Below are 16,767 nucleotides of genomic sequence, written 5' to 3'. Positions count from 1 at the left end.
CCTAGCCCCGGTGCGTGGATGCTGCCTTGGCGCGTTGGCCGGTCAGCGGTGCCAGGGATTCACGCAGCCGGTCCCGCACCAGCGGCTGGTCGGAGTTCAGTGCGCCTTCCACATGGCCGATGTGGGCCAGCATGCGTTCGCGGGCCAGCACGGTGTCGCCGGCCTCCAGGGCCTCCACGATGGCAGCGTGTTCGGCGCAGGACTGGCTGGCCGCGTGCTGTGACTGGTACAGCGAGGCCGCCAGCGTGGTGCGCGCGGTGAGGTCGCGCAGGATGTCACTGAGGCTGCGGTGGCCCATTGCCTCTGCCAGGCAGACATGGAAATCCGCCAGCAGGAAGGCGCGTGTGGCCGCGTCGGCGCCTTCGATGGCCTGCTGCTCATCGGCAATGTGTGCACGCAGGCGGCGGGTCACTGTCTGTAGCGGCTTGCCTGCGTCGGCCAGGATGCCCGATTCGATGATGCGCCGTGCCGAGAAGGCGTCGCGCGCATCCTCCACCGAAGGCTCCACCACGTACCAACCCCGGCGCGAGCGCACTTCGACAAAGCCGCGTGCCTGCAGCTGCATCAGCGCCTCGCGCACCAGCGTGCGGCTTACGCCGAAGAGGTCGGCCAATTCCTGCTCGCCCAGGCGTTCGCCGGGGGCGAGCTTCTGCGCAAGGATGGATTCCACCACCTGTTGGGCGATCTGGGTCTGGCTCAGGCTCATGGGGTCGATTGTGTCAGCGGGGCAGGGCTGGCAAGCCAGCGTGGATGGGCGCACGCGAGGCCTCCAGCTGGAAGCCGGCGACGGTGCGTGCGAGGTGGTGGGCCTGGTCGTTGAGCACGCCCGATGCGGCGGTGGACTCTTCAACCAACGCTGCATTTTGCTGCGTGGCGCGGTCCATCTCGGCCACGGCCTGGTTGATCTGGCCGATGCCGGCACTTTGCTCGGTCATGGAGCCATTGATTTCCCCCACGATCTGCGCCACGCGCTGGATGCCGTGCACGATCTCGTTCATGGTCTCGCCAACCGCGCGCACGCGCTGGGTGCCCGTGGCCACGCTGGCGCCCGAGGCGTCTATGAGCGCCCGCACCTCCCGGGCGGCCGTGGCGCTGCGGTGCGCCAGGCTGCGCACCTCGCTGGCCACCACCGCGAAGCCCCGGCCGTTCTCCCCCGCACGGGCAGCCTCCACGGCTGCGTTCAGTGCCAGGATGTTGGTCTGGAAGGCGATGGAGTCGATCACGCCGATGATCTCCCCGATGCGTGCCGAGGCGCTGGAAATCTCGTCCATGGTGCTCGCGGCGTCCGCCACCACCTCGCCGCCCCGGGTGGCGGTGGCGCTGGCCGAGCGGGCCAGTTGTGCGGCCTGCGCTGCGGCATCTGCAGACTGCTGCACGGTGGCTGTGAGCTGCGACAGCGAGGCAGAGGTTTCCTGTAGGTTGCTGGCCGATGTCTCGGTGCGGTGGGACAGGTCGTGGTTGCCAGCCTTGATCTCGTCGGTGGCCGTTTTCATGGATTCGACGCCCTGGCGCACGTCCTGCAGCACGGTGCTGATCTTGTCCACGAAGGCGTTGAACGAGGACGCGATCTGCGCCACCTCGTCGTGCCCGGTGACGGGCAACCGGTGCGTCAGGTCGCCGCTGCCCGATCCGATCTCATCCATCGCATCGCGCACCTGCGACAGCCGGCGGAAGGACTGCGCCGTGAGCAGTGCGCTGACACCCGCAGCGGCCAGCGCCAGCAGCACGATGGCGATGGCCGAGGTGCGCAGCACGCCTGCCAGGCCGGCGGTGGCCTCGGCCTTGTCCAGCGCGACGACCAGGTACCAGTCGGTGCCTGCCACGGGCAGTGCGCGCAGCAGCTTGGCAGAGCCTGCCAGTGTGGCCTCCAGCGCGTGGGTGGCAACGGGCAGCGCTGCGAGCACGGCGGGAGTGAGCGCGGGCGAGAGTTCTGAGGCGGGCTTGAGCATGCGCTGCGCATCGGGGTGCGCCAGCACCAGCCCGTCCTTGTCCACCACGAAGCCCAGGCTGCTGGGCGTGGGGTGCACTGCGGCCACCACTTCCTGCACGCCCTTGAGCGGAACCGCACCGCTCACTGCGCCTTGTGCCGCTCCGTCGCGCAGGATGGGCGCGGCGAACGACACAAAAGGCTCGCCCGTGGACGCGTCGCCGTAGGGCTTGGTGACCAGCAGCTTGCCGGTCTTCACCGCGCTTTGGTACCAGGGGCGCGCCGTGGGGTCATAGGTGGGTGGTGTGGTGGGGCTGCTCGATACCCAGCGCTTGTCCTGCCAGCCCACCGTGGTAACGGGAAAGCCATTGGCCTTGTTCATGTGCAGGACGATGCCCTGCGGGTCGCCATGCTCCACGGCGGCAGCGGCTGCCTGCACGGCCAGGGATTTGCTCGACACCCATTTTTCGATGGCCAGCGCGTTGCCCGAGGCGATGGCCGTGAGGTTGTCCTCGATGGTCTGCAGGGTTGCCGACCGCACGATGGCGTAGGTGGCGGCGCCCGTCAGTGCGAGGGCGGCGGTGACCGCTGCCGTGGTGATGAGCAGGATGCGGGTGCGGAGCGAAGTCATCATGGTGGGAGAGTTCTCGTGCCGGTGGCGGGGAACGCGCCTGCAGGCGGGGGAGGGCGGGGACCGCGCGGCGTGTGGAGCGCCTGCTCAGCCCTTGCCATCGCGGAACATCTCTGGCGACAGGCTGTGTTTGAACCAGTGCATGGCATTGACCATGAGCGCTTGCGATGACCGGGCCTGGGCCAGAAAGGCATCGACCCGCGCCAGCAGGCGAGGCTCGTGCTTGCGCACGCCGATGTGGCAGGGGCTTTGCCGCAGCACGGCCACCCGTTTGATACGCTCGCGCAGGGCGGTATCCGGGATGGATTCAGCCACCACATTGCCCGCCGCAAAGGCGTCGATGCTGCGGCGCACGTACGCATCAAGCATGGGGGCCGAGCTGTCGAATGCCACGGCTGTGGCGTGCGGTGCCTGGGCCTTGAACTCGGTCTCTTCCAGGCTGCCGCGCACCACGCCCACACGGCGGCCCTTGAGCGCGGCGAGGTCCGCCGGGCCCGCGCCGGAGTCACTGAAGATGCCCATGTAGGTCGGTGCGTAAGCGGTGGAAAAATCGATCTCGCGCTCGCGCTCCGCGGTCTTGCCCAGGCTGGCGATGATCAGGTCCACCCGGTCTTCGAGCAGGGCGGCCAGGCGGTCGCCGCTGGCCACGGGCAGGATCTTGAGCGACACCCGCAGGTCGCTGGCCAGCATGCGCGCCACCGCAATGTCAAAGCCATCGACCACGCCGTTGCGCGTGAAGCCGAACGGCGGAAACTCTTGCGGCACTGCCACGCGCAGCACCCGGCTGCGCAGGATGCGGTCCAGCTGGTCGGGCTCGCCCTTGCCCTGGGCGGCGGCGAGGCCCCAGCCGAAGGGAAGGGCGCACAGGCCCGCAGCGCCTGCGATGGCGCGGCGGCGGGTCAGAACGGTAGAAGGGGGCATGGGGTGGGCCGTGGTGTTGTGGGTTGTTATGGCTTGGCTTGTCGCATGCGGTCACTGCTGCTGCGGCGGCACGGCCTGGCCGTCTAGCACGGCGTGGGCGCGCTCGCGGTCGATATCGCCTTCCCACGCGGCAATGGCCACGGTGGCCACGCAGTTGCCGATCAGGTTGCCCAGCGCGCGGGCAATGCCCATGAACCAGTCCACCGACAGCACCAGCACCAGCCCGATGGCCGGGATGGCCGGAATGGCATGCAGCGTGGCCGCCAGCACCACGATGGCCGAGCCCGGCACGCCATGCGCGCCCTTGGACGTGACCAGCGAGATCGCCAGGATGGTCAGCAGGTCGGCCATGGAGATCGGCGTGTTCGTGGCCTGGGCGATGAACACGGCGGCCAGCGTGATGTAGATCGAGAACGCGTCCAGGTTGAACGAGTAGCCCGTGGGGATCACCAGGCCCACGGTCGAGTCGCGAATGCCCATGTGCTTGAGCTTGGCCATGATCTGGGGCAGCACGCTGTCCGACGAGGTGGTGGCGAACACCACGGCCAGCTCCTCGCGCAGGTAGCGCAGCAGCTTGAACAGGCTGAAGCCCGAGACCCGCATGATCAGGCCCAGCACCACCGCCACGAACAGGAACACCGCCGCATAGAACAGCACCACCAGCATGCCCAGCTGCTTGAGCGAGCCGATGCCGTACTTGCCCACCGTGAACGCGATGGCACCCAGCACGCCCAGCGGCGCCAGCTTGATGATCAGGCCCATGGTCTTGAAGAGCACGTGCGACAGGTCTTCGATCAGACTGGTGACCCGCGCACCGCGCTCGCCCAGCAGCGCCAGCGCGCAGCCAAAGATGATGGAGAACAGCAGCACCTGCAGCACGTCGCCATTGGCGAATGCGCTCACGGCGGTGGTGGGGATGAGCTTGAGCAAAAAGTCGCTGAAGCCGCCACCCGTGAGTTTGCTGGCGTTTTCCGCATAGGCGCCCATGGCCTTGGGGTCCAGCGCACTCGGGTCCACGTTCATGCCCACACCGGGCTCGAACCAAAATGCGAGCGCCAGGCCCAACACCAGCGCGATGGACGTGACCACCTCGAAGTAGATCAGCGACTTGATGCCCACCCGGCCGACCCGCTTGAGGTCGCCCGTGCCGGCAATGCCATGCACCACCACGCAAAAGACGATGAGCGGAATCAGCATCTTGATGAGCTTGATGAAGCCGTCGCCCAGAGGCTTGAGCTGTACGGCCGTATCGGGCCAGAACAGCCCGACGGCCACGCCGGCAATCAGGGCCAGGATCACCCGGCCGAACAAGGAGTTGAGGAAGCGGAGCATGGGAACCCTTTGACGAAAGAAAGGAGACGGTGGCACTGTGATCAATCTTGCATACAAGAACTGTAGACAAGTGTTGCGAGCCAGAACATGGGGTTATCCCGTGTTGGGCCCTGCCGTTGGGGGCCCGCCGGCGCGGTGGTGGTTGAAGCACTTTTGACTTTCACGCGCGGTTACCTTGGAGTTACTGCTCCACAATCGCCCGCGGAGACCACCATGACCAACAACGACAACGTGCCCGATCCCGTCTTCCAGCCCGCCGAGTTCCTCGAATACCTGTACCGGGTGGCCGTGCGCCGTGCGCTGCCGCTGCACAACACCGCCGCCTTTCTGCCCGCGCCGCCCAGCCGTGAGAGCGGAGGCCGCACCCTGGTGCTGGGTGCGGGCAAGGCCGGTGGCGCCATGGCGCAGGCGGTGGAGGCGCTGTGGCCGGTTGATGCGCCGCTGTCGGGCCTGGTCGTCACGCGCTACCACCACACGCCGCCGCGTGAGGCGGCGTTCCTGGGACTGCCGCCCCGGCCCGAGGGCTACCCGCAGCGCATCGAGGTGGTCGAAGCCGCGCACCCCGTGCCCGATGCGGCCGGCTTGGCCGCCGCGCAGCGCATCCTGGCGCTGACGCAGGGCCTTACCGAAAACGACCTGGTGCTGTGCCTGATCTCGGGCGGCGGCTCGGCCCTGCTCACGCTCCCGGCGGACGGCCTCACGCTCGAAGACAAGCAGCGCATCAACAAGGCGCTGCTCGAGAGCGGCGCCGCCATCGACGAGATGAACTGCGTGCGCAAGCACCTCTCGCGCATCAAAGGCGGGCGCCTGGCGGCGGCCTGCGCACCCGCGCGGGTGGTCACGCTCACCATCAGCGACGTGCCGGGCGACGACCCCTCGGTCATCGCCAGCGGCCCCACCGTGCCCGACGCCACCACCTGCGCCGATGCGCTGACCATCCTGGCGCGCTATGGCATCGACGTGCCCCCCGCAGTGCGCGTTGCACTGGAAGCAGGCGCGCTGGAAACCCCCAAGCCCGGCGACGCCGTGTTTGCGAACCATGTGGTGCACATGACGGCCACGCCCCAGCAGTCGCTGCAGGCCGCTGCCGAGGCCGCGCGTGCGGCCGGTGTGGCTGCGTACATCCTCTCCGACGAAATCGAAGGCGAATCGCGCGAGGTGGGCAAGGTGCACGCTGCGCTGGCCCGCGCTGTGGCAAGGCATGGCCAGCCGTTTGCGCGGCCCTGCGTGATCCTCTCGGGCGGCGAGACCACCGTCACCATCCGCCCGCGCGCACCCGACGCTGCCAAGGGCCGGGGCGGCCGGGCGGGCGAGTTCTGCATGGGGCTCGCGCAGGCGCTACAGGGCCAGCCTGGTGTGTGGGCGTTGGCTGCGGACACCGACGGTATCGACGGCGTGGAAGACAACGCCGGCGCGCGTGTGGTGCCCGACACCCTGGCGCGTGCCACCTCGCACGGCCTGTCCATCGCGGACCATCTGGACCGCAACGATGCGTATGGTTATTTCGATGCGCTGGGCGATCTGGTTGTCACGGGGCCCACGCACACCAACGTCAATGACTTCCGGGCGATCCTGATTTTGTAGCGGTTGGCGGTGGCTGTGCCTGGGCTGCAGGGCGATAAGGTCCAGGGTTTTTGCTGGCGCTGTGCCTGATCATTACCCCTCTCCCCAGCCCTCTCCCGCAAGGGGAGAGGGAGCTTGATGGGCGTCACGACGGCCAGGATGTTTGCAACGGCTGCGCCTGCGGCCATGCTTGAAGGCTGCAGCAAAAGCGGCTGACTCGGCCAAGACCGTACAACCACCACCGGCGTACCTTTCTTAACCCCCTCTCCCCTCGCGGGAGAGGGTTGGGGAGAGAGGGCCTCCAATTAGGGCGCAACCTCGTCATCTCCCAGCCATCCTTTACTTCCTCGCAGCCCCCTCACGCGGCAAAGCGTCAACCCAGTCCTTGCCAAACCGCCCCTGCAAAAACGCGACGAACGCCTGCACCTTCTGCGGCACCAGCCGCGGTGACGGGTATACCGCATGGATCTCCTGCTCGGGCAGGCGGCAGGTCTTGAGCACCTCTACCACGCGCCCTGCCGCCAGCGATTCCACCGCCACGTAGTGCGGCAGCGCCGCGATGCCCATGTGCGCGCGCGCCGCCGCCAGCAGCGCAGAGAGGTTGTTGGACCGCAGCCGCCCCGTGACCGGCACCGACACCGCCTCGCCGCTCGCATTGCGCAGCCGCCACAGGTCGTTGCCCTGCACGCTGCTGTAGATCAGCGTCGAATGGTCCTTCAGGTCCGACGGCCGGCGCGGCGTGCCGTGGCGGCGCAGGTAGGTGAGCGAAGCCACCAGCACCCAGGGGTTCATGCCCAGCGTGCGCGCGCCCAGGGCCGAGTCGGCCAGCTTGCCCAGGCGGATCGCCACGTCGATGCCGTGGGCCACCAGGTCGGTGTAGCGGTCCTCGAAGCTCAGGTCCAGCTGCACCTGCGGGTTCTGCGCCATGAACTCCAGCGCCAGCGGCACCACCACGCGCCGCCCGAACGCCACCGAGCTGCCCACCCGCAGCTGGCCCTGCACCTGCGTCTGGCGCACGCGCACCACGCTCTCGGCATCGGCCACGTCGGTCACGATGGCCTTGCACTTTTCGTAGTACAGCGCACCGGGCTCGGTCAGGCTCACGCCGCGCGTGTTGCGGTTGAGCAGCCGCACCTTCAGGTGTGCCTCCATGGCGGCCACCTGCTTGGTCACCGTGGGCTGTGTGGTGACGAACTCGCGGGCCACCTTGGTGAAGCTGCCGGTCTCCACCACCCGCACGAACATTTGCATGGCATCGAGCCTGTCCATCGTTTTTGCCTCCTTGCAGCGCATGGTGCAGCGCCTGTGCGCTGCGGCTTATTCCTGTGTGGAATAAATTTTATGGTCTGCCGCCACCTTCCGCCACAGCGGGTGCTTGCCTAGAGTTGCCACATCAACGACCCCAACCGAAGGAGATGTGCAATGCCAAGAATGAAGGCCATCGAGGCCGCCGTGAAGGTGATGGAGAAAGAGGGCGTGAGCGTTGCGTTCGGCGTGCCCGGCGCGGCCATCAACCCGCTGTATGCGGCGCTCAAGGCGCACGGCGGCATTGGCCACATCCTGGCGCGCCATGTGGAGGGCGCCAGCCACATGGCCGAGGGCTACACGCGTGCCGTGGCTGGCAACATCGGCGTGTGCATCGGCACCAGCGGCCCCGCCGGCACCGACATGATCACCGGCCTGTACTCGGCCAGTGCGGACTCCATCCCCATCCTGTGCATTACCGGCCAGGCGCCGCGCGCCCGCCTGCACAAGGAAGACTTCCAGGCGGTGGACATCGCCACCATTGCCAAGAGCGTGACCAAGTGGGCCACCACCGTGCTGGAGCCCGCGCAGGTGCCGCAGGCGTTCCAGCAGGCGTTCCACCTCATGCGCTCCGGCCGGCCCGGGCCCGTGCTCATCGACCTTCCCATCGACGTGCAACTGGCCGAGATCGAGTTCGACCTCGACACGTATGAACCCCTGGTGCCCTACAAGCCCGCCGCCACGCGTGCGCAGATCGAGAAAGCGCTCTCCATGCTCAACGGCGCCGAGCGCCCGCTCATCGTGGCGGGCGGCGGCATCATCAATGCCGATGCGTCGGACCTGCTGGTGCAGTTGGCCGAGCTGCTGGGCGTGCCGGTGATTCCCACGCTGATGGGCTGGGGCAGCATCCCCGACGACCACCCGCTCATGGCCGGCATGTGCGGCCTGCAGACCAGCCAGCGCTATGGCAATGCCACGCTGCTCGCCAGCGACTTCGTGCTGGGTATCGGCAACCGCTGGGCCAACCGGCACACGGGCTCGGTCGATGTGTACACCCGGGGCCGGAAGTTTGTGCACGTGGACATCGAGCCCACGCAGATCGGCCGCGTGTTCGCGCCGGACTTCGGCATCGTCTCCGATGCGGGCGCCGCACTCCGGCTCTTTGTCGACGTGGCACTCGAATGGCAGGCCGCGGGGCGCCTGAAGGACCACAGCAGCTGGGCCGCCGAATGCCTGGGCCGCAAGCACAGCGTGGACTACCTGCGCAAGACCCACTTCGATAGCGTGCCCATGAAGCCGCAGCGCGTGTATCAGTGCATGAACCGCGCGCTGGGCAAGGACGTGTGTTATGTCTCCACCATCGGTCTGTCGCAAATAGCGGGCGCGCAGTTTTTGCACGTGTACCAGCCGCGCCACTGGATCAACTGCGGCCAGGCCGGCCCGCTGGGCTGGACGGTGCCTGCCGCCCTGGGCGTGCGCGTGGCCGACCCGGCGCGCAAGATCGTGGCGCTGTCGGGCGACTACGACTTCCAGTTCATGATCGAGGAGCTGGCCGTGGGCGCGCAGTTCAAGCTGCCCTACATCCACGTGCTGGTCAACAACAGCTACCTGGGCCTGATCCGCCAGGCGCAGCGCAGCTTCAGCATCGACTACTGCGTGCAGCTCGCGTTCGACAACGTGAACATGGCCGAGGGCGAGGTGGCGCGCGGCTATGGCGTGGACCACGTGAAGGTGGTCGAAGGCCTGGGCTGCAAGGCCATCCGCGTGCACCGCCCCGAGGAGTTCGCGCCCGCCATCGCCCAGGCCGAGGCCTGGATGGCCGAGCACGCAACGCCCGTGGTCATCGAGGTGATCCTGGAGCGCGTGACCAACATCGCCATGGGCACGGAGATCGACAACGTCGTCGAGTTCGAGGAGCTGGCCACGCAGGTGGCGGATGTGCCGAGCGCGCTGGCGGTGCTGGACTGAGGCGACCCCCACCGTTCAGCCTGAGCTTGTCGAATGCCGCCTCAGTGCCCCGGCTTCGACAGGCTCAGCCCGAACGGTAGGGGCAGAGAGCCAGGCCGTCCTACAGCAGCCCCAGCTCCTCTTTTTTTGATTCACCTTCACGGAGACTTCCCCATGCCCCGCTTTGCTGCCAACCTCAGCATGCTGTTCACCGAGGTGCCTTTCCTCGACCGCTTCGAGCGCGCTGCCCGCGCCGGATTCGAAGCCGTGGAATTCCTCTTCCCCTACGTCCACACTCCTGAGGAACTGCGCGCACAGATTGACGCACACCACCTGCAGATCGTGCTGCACAACCTGCCCGCCGGCGACTGGGACGCGGGCGAGCGCGGCATTGCCTGCCACCCGGATCGCGTTGCCGAGTTCCGCGCGGGAGTGGCCCGCGCCATCACCTATGCGAAGGCGCTGGGCGTGCCACAACTCAACTGCCTGGCCGGCAAGGCGCCTATGGGCGTGGACGCCGCCTTGCTGCGCCGCACCCTGGTCGACAACCTGCGCTTTGCGGCCACGGAGCTGAAGGCGGCCGGGCTGCGTTTGCTGGTCGAGCCCATCAACCCCTTCGACATCCCGGGCTTCTACCTGACCCGCACGGACCAGGCGCTGGACATCCTGGACGAAGTGGATGCCAGCAACGCCTTGGTGCAGTACGACATCTACCACGCGCAGCGCACCGAAGGCGAAATTGCCGCCACGCTGCAAAAGCACCTGCCGCGCATCGGCCACGTACAGCTGGCCGACAACCCCGGCCGCAACGAGCCGGGCACGGGCGAGATCAATTACCGCTACCTGTTTGCGCACCTGGACCGCATCGGATACGACGGCTGGGTGGGTTGCGAGTACCGGCCTGCACGCACCACGGAAATCGGCCTGGGGTGGCGCACGGCGCTTGCCGCATGAGCCACACCCACGGATCGACGAATCACCACCACACAAGGAGAACAAGAACATGACCGACACCCCCCTCAAACTCGGTTTCATCGGCCTGGGCATCATGGGAGCGCCCATGTGCGGCCACCTCATCGCTGCGGGTCACCAGCTGTACGTGCACACGCGCGGCCGCGTGGCGCCGCAGATCGCAGAGAGCAGCGCCACACAGTGCACCACGGCGCGCGGCGTGGCCGAGCGGGCCGACATCATCTTCCTGATGCTGCCCGACACGCCCGATGTGGAGAAGGTGCTGTTCGGCGCCGACGGTGTGGCCCAGGGCCTCAAAGGCAACGTGGGCAAGGTGGTGGTGGACATGAGTTCCATTTCGCCCGTGGCCACCAAGGACTTTGCGGCGCGCATCGAGGCCCTGGGTGCGCAGTACCTGGACGCCCCCGTTTCGGGCGGCGAACTGGGCGCGAAGAACGCCACGCTGTCCATCATGGTCGGTGGCCCCGAGGCGGTGTTCGAGCGCATCAGGCCCTTGTTCGAACGCCTGGGCAAGAACATCACCCTGGTGGGCGGCAACGGCGACGGCCAGACCGCCAAGGTGGCCAACCAGATCATCGTCGCCCTGAACATCGAGGCCGTGGCCGAGGCGCTGCTCTTCGCCGCCCGCGCGGGCGCCGACCCGGCCCGCGTGCGCCAGGCGCTGCTGGGCGGTTTCGCCTCGTCCAAGATCCTGGAGGTGCATGCCGAACGCATGATCCAGCGCAGGTTCGAGCCCGGCTTTCGCATCGGACTGCACCAGAAGGACCTGAACCTCGCGCTGTCGAGCGCGCGGGAGCTGGGCGTGCCGCTGCCCAACACGGCGATGGCGCAGGAGCTGTTCAACGCCTGCGTGGCGCATGGCGGGCAGGGGTGGGACCACTCGGCGATGGTGCGGGCGCTGGAGAAGATGGCGAATTTTGAGATTGGGGAGGTCGCTTCGACCTGAAGTTCTCCCAGGGCGGGGTCATGGCAGACTGGGTCTTACCGAGACCAAATCAAAGGTGGGCTATGTCAGAAGCCTCTGATGAGTTCGAAAAACTGCTTGAGGTATTCCAGTCTGAATGCAGGGATGCTGTTCGTTACGTCTATTCAATGCATGCGCTCTACGCTTCAATATTTGGTAGCCAGAGCGCTACGACTGCAATGGGTAGCGCAGCCACGTTCTGGAATACGGCTTTGGATGCTCTGCTGACGTCCGCAGTGGTTACGCTAGGAAGGATTTTCGATCCCGAGGGGCGCAACTATTCCGTGAATCGGCTACTGAAGCACTGTGTAGACAATATCGAAATTTTCGAGCTCACAGCTTTTACACAGCGCCAGATGGACCGGTATGGCCTGCAATCCAGAGAGCAGGCTCAGCAACGGATAGATTTGGCATTTGTTCCCACATATGCTGACTTCCAGCAGCTAAAAAAATCTGTGGAGCAGCGTCGGAAGTTCTACGTCGCGGATGTGAAACCGTTCCGGCATGAGATCTTTGCTCATCGTGGTGTTGCCCAGGAAAGCGAGATATCGAATGGATCTACTTCCATCGATCCCGAGAAGTTGCGAGAGTGCGTACTTTTTCTGCAGGCTCTCGGGCAGTCGTTGCACCAGCTTTACTTCGATGGAGTGCGGCCGTCGCCAACGGTAAGCAATGTGCCCACGAGCGAAATGCTGCTGCAAAAAAACACTCTTGAATCTGCTGCCACGCTACCAGATCGCGTTGTCGCGGATGTGCGCCGGGTCATATCCAGCATCGTGGCCGTGGGCTGAAGAAAAGAAAAAATCCCGCACACCTCTCGGTGAGCGGGATTTCTGATTCAAATTGGCCGCTACCGCACGTTCATCAAGCGGTAGTAGCTATTAATTGAGTAGCAATCAATACCCCAGCGTCTTCCCATCCGGATTACGCGGGTCCGAGTACCCATACAGCGCGCCACCCCGGATCTGGATGGTCTGCGTGCGGCCCATCGAGGGCTTCACCGCGATGTTGTGGCCGCGCTGCTTGAGCAGGGCCAGGGTGTCGGGCGAGAGGCCCTTTTCCACGCGCAGCTCGTCGGGCGTCCACTGGTGGTGCACGCGGGGTGCGGCAGCGGCTTCGGCGGGGTTCATGCCGAAGTCGATGGTGTTGACCACTGTCTGCAGCACCGTGGTGATGATGCGCGCGCCGCCGGGGCTGCCCGTCACCAGGGTGGGCTTGCCGTCCTTGAGCACCAGGGTGGGCGTCATGGACGACAGGGGGCGCTTCTTGGCGGCCACCGCGTTGGCGTCGCCGCCGACCAGGCCGTAGGCGTTGGCCACGCCGGGTTTGGCCGAGAAGTCGTCCATCTCGTTGTTGAGCAAGATGCCCGTGCCCTTGGCGACGATGCCGCTGCCGAAGTTGGTGTTGAGCGTGTAGGTCACGGCCACGGCGTTGCCGGCCTTGTCCACCACGGAGTAGTGCGTGGTCTGGTCGCTTTCATACGGCTGGGGCTGGCCGGGCTTGATGCTCTTGCCGCTGCGCGCGGTGTTGGCGTCGATGCCCTTGGCCAGCGATTCGGCGTAGCGCTTGGAGGTCAGGCCCTTGAGCGGGATCTTCACGAAGTCCGGGTCGCCCAGGTACTCGGCGCGGTCGGCGTACGCGAGCTTCATGCTCTCGGCCATGTAGTGGATGGTCTGCGCGCTGTTGGGGCCCCACTGGGCCAGGGGCAGGGGCTCCAGCATGTTCAGGATCTGCACCAGGTGCGGGCCGCCGGAGGAGGGTGGCGGCATGGTCACGATCTCATAGCCACGGTAGGTGCCGCGCGTGGGCACGCGCTCGGCCACCTTGTATTCGCGCAGGTCCTGCAGCGTGAGGGCGCCGGCGTGTGGTGCCATCTCGGCGGCGATCTTCTGGGCGATCTCGCCTTCGTAGAAAGCCTTGGCGCCTTGCTGGCCGATCAGGCGCATGGACTGGGCCAGGTCTTTCTGCACCAGAGGGTCGCCCACCTTCAGGGGTTCGCCGTTCTTCCAGAAGATGGCCTGGGTGGCGGGCCACTTGCCCATGTTCTTCTTCTCTTGTTGCAGGATCTTGGCCAGCGTCTCGCTGACCGGGAATCCCTTGTCCGCCAACTCGATGGCGGGGGCAATCACGCGCGACAGGGGCAGGGTGCCCCATGTCTTGAGCGCATGCTCCATGCCGGCCACGGTGCCGGGCACGCCCACGGCGTAGTGGGTGTAGAGCGATTTGCCGTCCACCACGTTGCCCTTGGCATCGAGGTACATGTCGCGCGTGGCCTTTGATGGCGCCACTTCGCGGAAGTCGAGCGCCACGCTCTTGCCGGTCTTGGCATCGTGCACCACCATGAACCCGCCACCACCCAGGTTGCCCGCATTGGGCAGGGCCACGGCCAGCGCAAAGCCGATGCCCACGGCCGCATCCACCGCGTTGCCGCCGGCCTTGAGGATGTCGAGGCCGATCTGCGAGGCCAGCTCCTGCTCGGTGGCGACCATGCCGTTGCGTGCCACCACGGGGTGGAACACGTCCATGTCGAAGTCGTACGCGGCGCTGGCGGCCTGGGCCGATGCGGTCTGCTGTACGGCGGGCGCGGGCGCTGCTGCCGTGGTGGGTATGCTGCCGCAGGCCGTGAGGCTGGCCAGCGCCAGCGCCAGGCTGGAGGCCAGCAGCGTGTGTCGTATGTTCATGGGTGATGCTCCTGAGATGGTTTTTGGCTCTGTAGGAAGGGGAGGGCGGGTGGGCCGTGCGAAGGGCGCCCGCGGCAAGTGTAGGGTGGGCACGCGCTGCGTGCGGGCAGCGGGTTATGCCGATTGAGTATGCGCCCAGTGCACGCCCGTTATTCCTGCTTTTTGTGCAGGAGGTGCTGCACGGCGCCGCACTCCTCGATGCCTTCAGCGCGGTGGTTATGAAGCCCCTGAGCCCAGTGATTCGCGCACCTGCGTCAGCGAGCGCCGCTGACGCCCCTGTGCATCCTGGTTGTCGTCCGACAGCCATGCCTCGAACACCTGCCGCAACCCGGGCCATTCGGTGTCGATGATTGAAAACCAGGCGGTGTCGCGGTTGCGGCCCTTGTAGACCACGGCCTGGCGGAAGATGCCCTCGAACTGGAAACCCAGGCGCGCGGCCGTGCGCCGCGAAGGGGTGTTGAGGCTGTCGCACTTCCACTCGTAGCGGCGGTAGCCCAGCGTGTCGAACACATACGCCATGAGCAGGAACTGCGCCTCGGTGGAGGCGGGGGTTTGCTGGAGCAGGGGCGAGAACATCACGTTTCCGACCTCGATGGCGCCATGGGTGGGATCAATGCGCATCAGCGCCAGGGTGCCCACGGCCTTGCCTGTGGCCTTGTCCACCACGGCGAAGTGGCGAGGGTCGGTACTCTGTGCAGCGCTCTGTGCATAGCGGTGGTAGTCCTCGGGCGTGTCGAATGGGCCGATGAACATGTAGGTCCAGGCGCGCGGGTCCGGCGCGAGCCGGTAGGCCGTGTCCAGGTCGGCCGCGTGGCGGTCGGCCTGCAGCGGCTCCAGCCGGCAGTGGCGGCCCACCAGGGTGACGCCGGCGGGTTGGGGGCGGGGTGTCCAGCCGGGCGCGGGGGCACCGATGGGCTGGGCGAAATCATTCATGAAGGTGGACATGGAATTGCGCGGTCGAAGGGGCAAGAGAGAGATCGAGCGTGTGACTTTAGGATTCTTGTGGACCATTCAAAAGATCCACTCATGCACAATCTGATGGTGCCACTGGGGTTGCTATCTGGTGGCTTTTCACAGGCCACCATGATCCAACGCCTCCCTGCCATCGACCCCGTCCGCCATGTCTTTCTGGACGCCCCGCTGGTGCGCGACCGGCAGGGCGATTCGCTGCAGCGCCAGCTCCTGACCCGCATTCGCGATGCCATCCTGGATGGGCGTTTCCCCTCGGGCTGCCGCCTGCCGGGGTCACGGGATCTGGCGGCGGACCTGGGCGTTTCGCGCAACAGCGTGACAGCGGTCTACGAGCAGCTGGGGGCCGAGGGCTACATCGAGCTGAGCCGCCGGGGCACCAAGGTGTCCGCGCTGGACCGCAACCGTGCCCGAGGCCATGCGGACCCCGCACGCGCTGCGCCGCCGCGCCTGTCCGAACGCAGCGCGCAGGTGGTCAGCCGTTTTGCCGATGCGGGCGAGACCCTGGCCTTCAGGCCGGGAGTGCCGGCGCTGGCGCGTTTTCCCCTGAGTGCCTGGAAGAGCTGTTTTGACCGCGCCTTCAAGGCATCTGGCGTGTCGGCCCTGGGCTATGGCAATCCGGCGGGCGAGGCCGCCTTGCAGGGCGCCATCATGCGGCACCTGGCGGTGGCACGCGGCGTGCGCTGCGAGGAGGGGCAGGTGGTCATCACCGAAGGTGCGCAGGAGGCGCTGAACCTGTGTGTGCGGCTGGTGGCCAACCCGGGTGACACGGCCTGGGTGGAGGACCCGGGCTACCGGGGGGCGCAGACGGCGTTCCAGTGTGGGGACCTGCGGGTGGCGCCTTTGCGGGTCGATGGTGCTGGCCTGGTGGTGTCTGCCGATGCCTGGACGGCAGCGCCGCCCCGGCTCATCTACACCACGCCGTCGCACCAGTACCCCACGGGCGGGGTGCTGCCCGTGGCCCGCAGGCTGGCGCTGATCCGCCAGGCGCAGGCCTGTGGCGCCTGGATCATCGAGGATGACTACGACAGTGAATTTCGCCATGCGGGCGAGTTGATCGGTGCCATGCAGGGCCTGGTGCCTGAAGCGCCGGTGATGTACGTGGGCACGTTCAGCAAGACGCTGTTCCCATCGTTGCGGCTCGGGTTTGTGGTGCTGCCACAGGCCCTGGCGGCCGTGGCCGCACCACTGCTCAGGGAGACGCTGCGCGGCGGACACCGCCACGAGCAGCTGGCGCTGGCGGAGTTCATCGAGAGCGGGCAGTTCAGCCGGCACCTGGGCCGCATGCGGCGCCTGTACCGCAGCCGACAGGCGCTGTTGCGCGACGCATTGGCACAGCACCTGGCTGTGCCACATGGGGTGCTGGGGGGCGACAGCGGCATGCACCTCACGGTGCGCCTGCCGCCCGAATACCCCGACCAGGCGATTGCCGAGGCGGCCCGCGCCTACGACATGGCCCCCGCGCCGCTGTCACGCTTTGCCCTGCGTGCACAGCCCGAAGACAACGGCCTGGTGCTGGGCTACGGCAATACGTCCGAATCGCAGTACCCGGCCCTGGTGCAGCGGCTTTCGCGGCTGGCCCAGGCGCAGCGGGCACGGCGCAGCGCCTGAGCGC

At 66.9% G+C, this 16,767-nt stretch carries 12 protein-coding genes and 1 pseudogene; 6 read left to right on the top strand and 7 right to left on the bottom strand.

All coding sequences use genetic code 11. The annotated features are described in order from the left end of the window. Position 1: 1 nt before the first annotated feature. The 4 genes from ASE52_RS19770 to ASE52_RS19755 all read right to left on the bottom strand — a co-directional run bounded on the left by ASE52_RS19770 (position 2) and on the right by ASE52_RS19755 (position 4,811). Entirely contained in the window at positions 2-706 is a 705-nt protein-coding gene (locus tag ASE52_RS19770) for a GntR family transcriptional regulator (RefSeq protein WP_057228691.1), read from the bottom strand. A 13-nt stretch (positions 707-719) separates the two neighbouring features. Beyond that, positions 720-2,561 (bottom strand): methyl-accepting chemotaxis protein, encoded by a 1,842-nt coding sequence (locus ASE52_RS19765; protein WP_057228689.1) that lies wholly within the window; start codon positions 2,559-2,561, stop codon positions 720-722. 84 nt (positions 2,562-2,645) lie between these two features. Further along, a complete protein-coding gene (locus tag ASE52_RS19760; RefSeq protein WP_010461720.1) occupies positions 2,646-3,479 on the bottom strand; it encodes a transporter substrate-binding domain-containing protein in 834 nt (277 codons plus the stop codon). A 51-nt stretch (positions 3,480-3,530) separates the two neighbouring features. Beyond that, positions 3,531-4,811: a C4-dicarboxylate transporter DctA gene (locus ASE52_RS19755; protein ID WP_057228687.1), complete on the bottom strand. Its 1,281-nt coding sequence runs from the start codon at positions 4,809-4,811 to the stop codon at positions 3,531-3,533. A gap of 213 nt (positions 4,812-5,024) precedes the next feature. On the opposite strand from ASE52_RS19755, the gene ASE52_RS19750 reads away from it, so the two are divergent. Beyond that, entirely contained in the window at positions 5,025-6,395 is a 1,371-nt protein-coding gene (locus tag ASE52_RS19750) for a glycerate kinase (protein WP_057228685.1), read from the top strand. A gap of 318 nt (positions 6,396-6,713) precedes the next feature. Here ASE52_RS19750 and ASE52_RS19745 read toward each other — a convergent pair whose 3' ends face one another. Next, complete coding sequence (locus tag ASE52_RS19745; RefSeq protein WP_057228683.1) at positions 6,714-7,643, bottom strand: LysR family transcriptional regulator; 930 nt, start codon at positions 7,641-7,643, stop codon at positions 6,714-6,716. A gap of 153 nt (positions 7,644-7,796) precedes the next feature. On the opposite strand from ASE52_RS19745, the gene gcl reads away from it, so the two are divergent. From gcl to ASE52_RS19725, 4 genes are all read left to right on the top strand, one after another. Continuing rightward, entirely contained in the window at positions 7,797-9,587 is a 1,791-nt protein-coding gene (gene gcl / locus ASE52_RS19740) for a glyoxylate carboligase (protein ID WP_057228680.1), read from the top strand. A gap of 153 nt (positions 9,588-9,740) precedes the next feature. After that, entirely contained in the window at positions 9,741-10,520 is a 780-nt protein-coding gene (hyi, locus tag ASE52_RS19735) for a hydroxypyruvate isomerase (RefSeq protein ID WP_057228679.1), read from the top strand. A 49-nt stretch (positions 10,521-10,569) separates the two neighbouring features. Then, positions 10,570-11,484 (top strand): 2-hydroxy-3-oxopropionate reductase, encoded by a 915-nt coding sequence (gene glxR / locus ASE52_RS19730; RefSeq protein ID WP_057228677.1) that lies wholly within the window; start codon positions 10,570-10,572, stop codon positions 11,482-11,484. Positions 11,485-11,546: 62 nt separating this feature from the next. Further along, positions 11,547-12,293 (top strand): hypothetical protein, encoded by a 747-nt coding sequence (locus ASE52_RS19725; RefSeq protein WP_010461713.1) that lies wholly within the window; start codon positions 11,547-11,549, stop codon positions 12,291-12,293. 105 nt (positions 12,294-12,398) lie between these two features. On the opposite strand, the gene ggt is transcribed toward ASE52_RS19725, so the two are convergent. Then, positions 12,399-14,183: a gamma-glutamyltransferase gene (gene ggt, locus ASE52_RS19720; RefSeq protein ID WP_057228674.1), complete on the bottom strand. Its 1,785-nt coding sequence runs from the start codon at positions 14,181-14,183 to the stop codon at positions 12,399-12,401. A gap of 237 nt (positions 14,184-14,420) precedes the next feature. Then, positions 14,421-15,128, bottom strand: a pseudogene (locus tag ASE52_RS19715) (GNAT family protein); the annotation flags it as partial. A gap of 138 nt (positions 15,129-15,266) precedes the next feature. Between ASE52_RS19715 and ASE52_RS19710 the strand changes: the two are divergent. Further along, the gene (locus ASE52_RS19710; protein WP_057229619.1) at positions 15,267-16,763 is read left to right on the top strand and encodes a PLP-dependent aminotransferase family protein; all 1,497 of its coding nucleotides are present in this window, start codon (positions 15,267-15,269) and stop codon (positions 16,761-16,763) included. Positions 16,764-16,767: the final 4 nt, after the last annotated feature.

The sequence above is a fragment of the Acidovorax sp. Root275 genome (assembly GCF_001428965.1).
In the GTDB taxonomy this organism is placed as follows: Bacteria; Pseudomonadota; Gammaproteobacteria; order Burkholderiales; family Burkholderiaceae_C; genus Acidovorax; species Acidovorax radicis.
The sequence above is the reverse complement of the archived record's forward strand: the minus strand, read 5'-3'. Positions and strand labels throughout refer to the sequence as shown.

Bases quoted from the DNA above. Each gene is read 5' to 3' on its own strand.
- ASE52_RS19725 (WP_010461713.1), top strand. From the start codon at position 11,547: ATGTCAGAAGCCTCTGATGAGTTCGAAAAACTGCTTGAGGTATTCCAG.
- ASE52_RS19710 (WP_057229619.1), top strand. From the start codon at position 15,267: ATGATCCAACGCCTCCCTGCCATCGACCCCGTCCGCCATGTCTTTCTG.
- ASE52_RS19755 (WP_057228687.1), bottom strand. From the start codon at position 4,811: ATGCTCCGCTTCCTCAACTCCTTGTTCGGCCGGGTGATCCTGGCCCTG.
- hyi (WP_057228679.1), top strand. From the start codon at position 9,741: ATGCCCCGCTTTGCTGCCAACCTCAGCATGCTGTTCACCGAGGTGCCT.
- ASE52_RS19765 (WP_057228689.1), bottom strand. From the start codon at position 2,561: ATGATGACTTCGCTCCGCACCCGCATCCTGCTCATCACCACGGCAGCG.
- ggt (WP_057228674.1), bottom strand. From the start codon at position 14,183: ATGAACATACGACACACGCTGCTGGCCTCCAGCCTGGCGCTGGCGCTG.
- ASE52_RS19760 (WP_010461720.1), bottom strand. From the start codon at position 3,479: ATGCCCCCTTCTACCGTTCTGACCCGCCGCCGCGCCATCGCAGGCGCT.
- gcl (WP_057228680.1), top strand. From the start codon at position 7,797: ATGCCAAGAATGAAGGCCATCGAGGCCGCCGTGAAGGTGATGGAGAAA.
- ASE52_RS19770 (WP_057228691.1), bottom strand. From the start codon at position 706: ATGAGCCTGAGCCAGACCCAGATCGCCCAACAGGTGGTGGAATCCATC.
- glxR (WP_057228677.1), top strand. From the start codon at position 10,570: ATGACCGACACCCCCCTCAAACTCGGTTTCATCGGCCTGGGCATCATG.
- ASE52_RS19745 (WP_057228683.1), bottom strand. From the start codon at position 7,643: ATGGACAGGCTCGATGCCATGCAAATGTTCGTGCGGGTGGTGGAGACC.
- ASE52_RS19750 (WP_057228685.1), top strand. From the start codon at position 5,025: ATGACCAACAACGACAACGTGCCCGATCCCGTCTTCCAGCCCGCCGAG.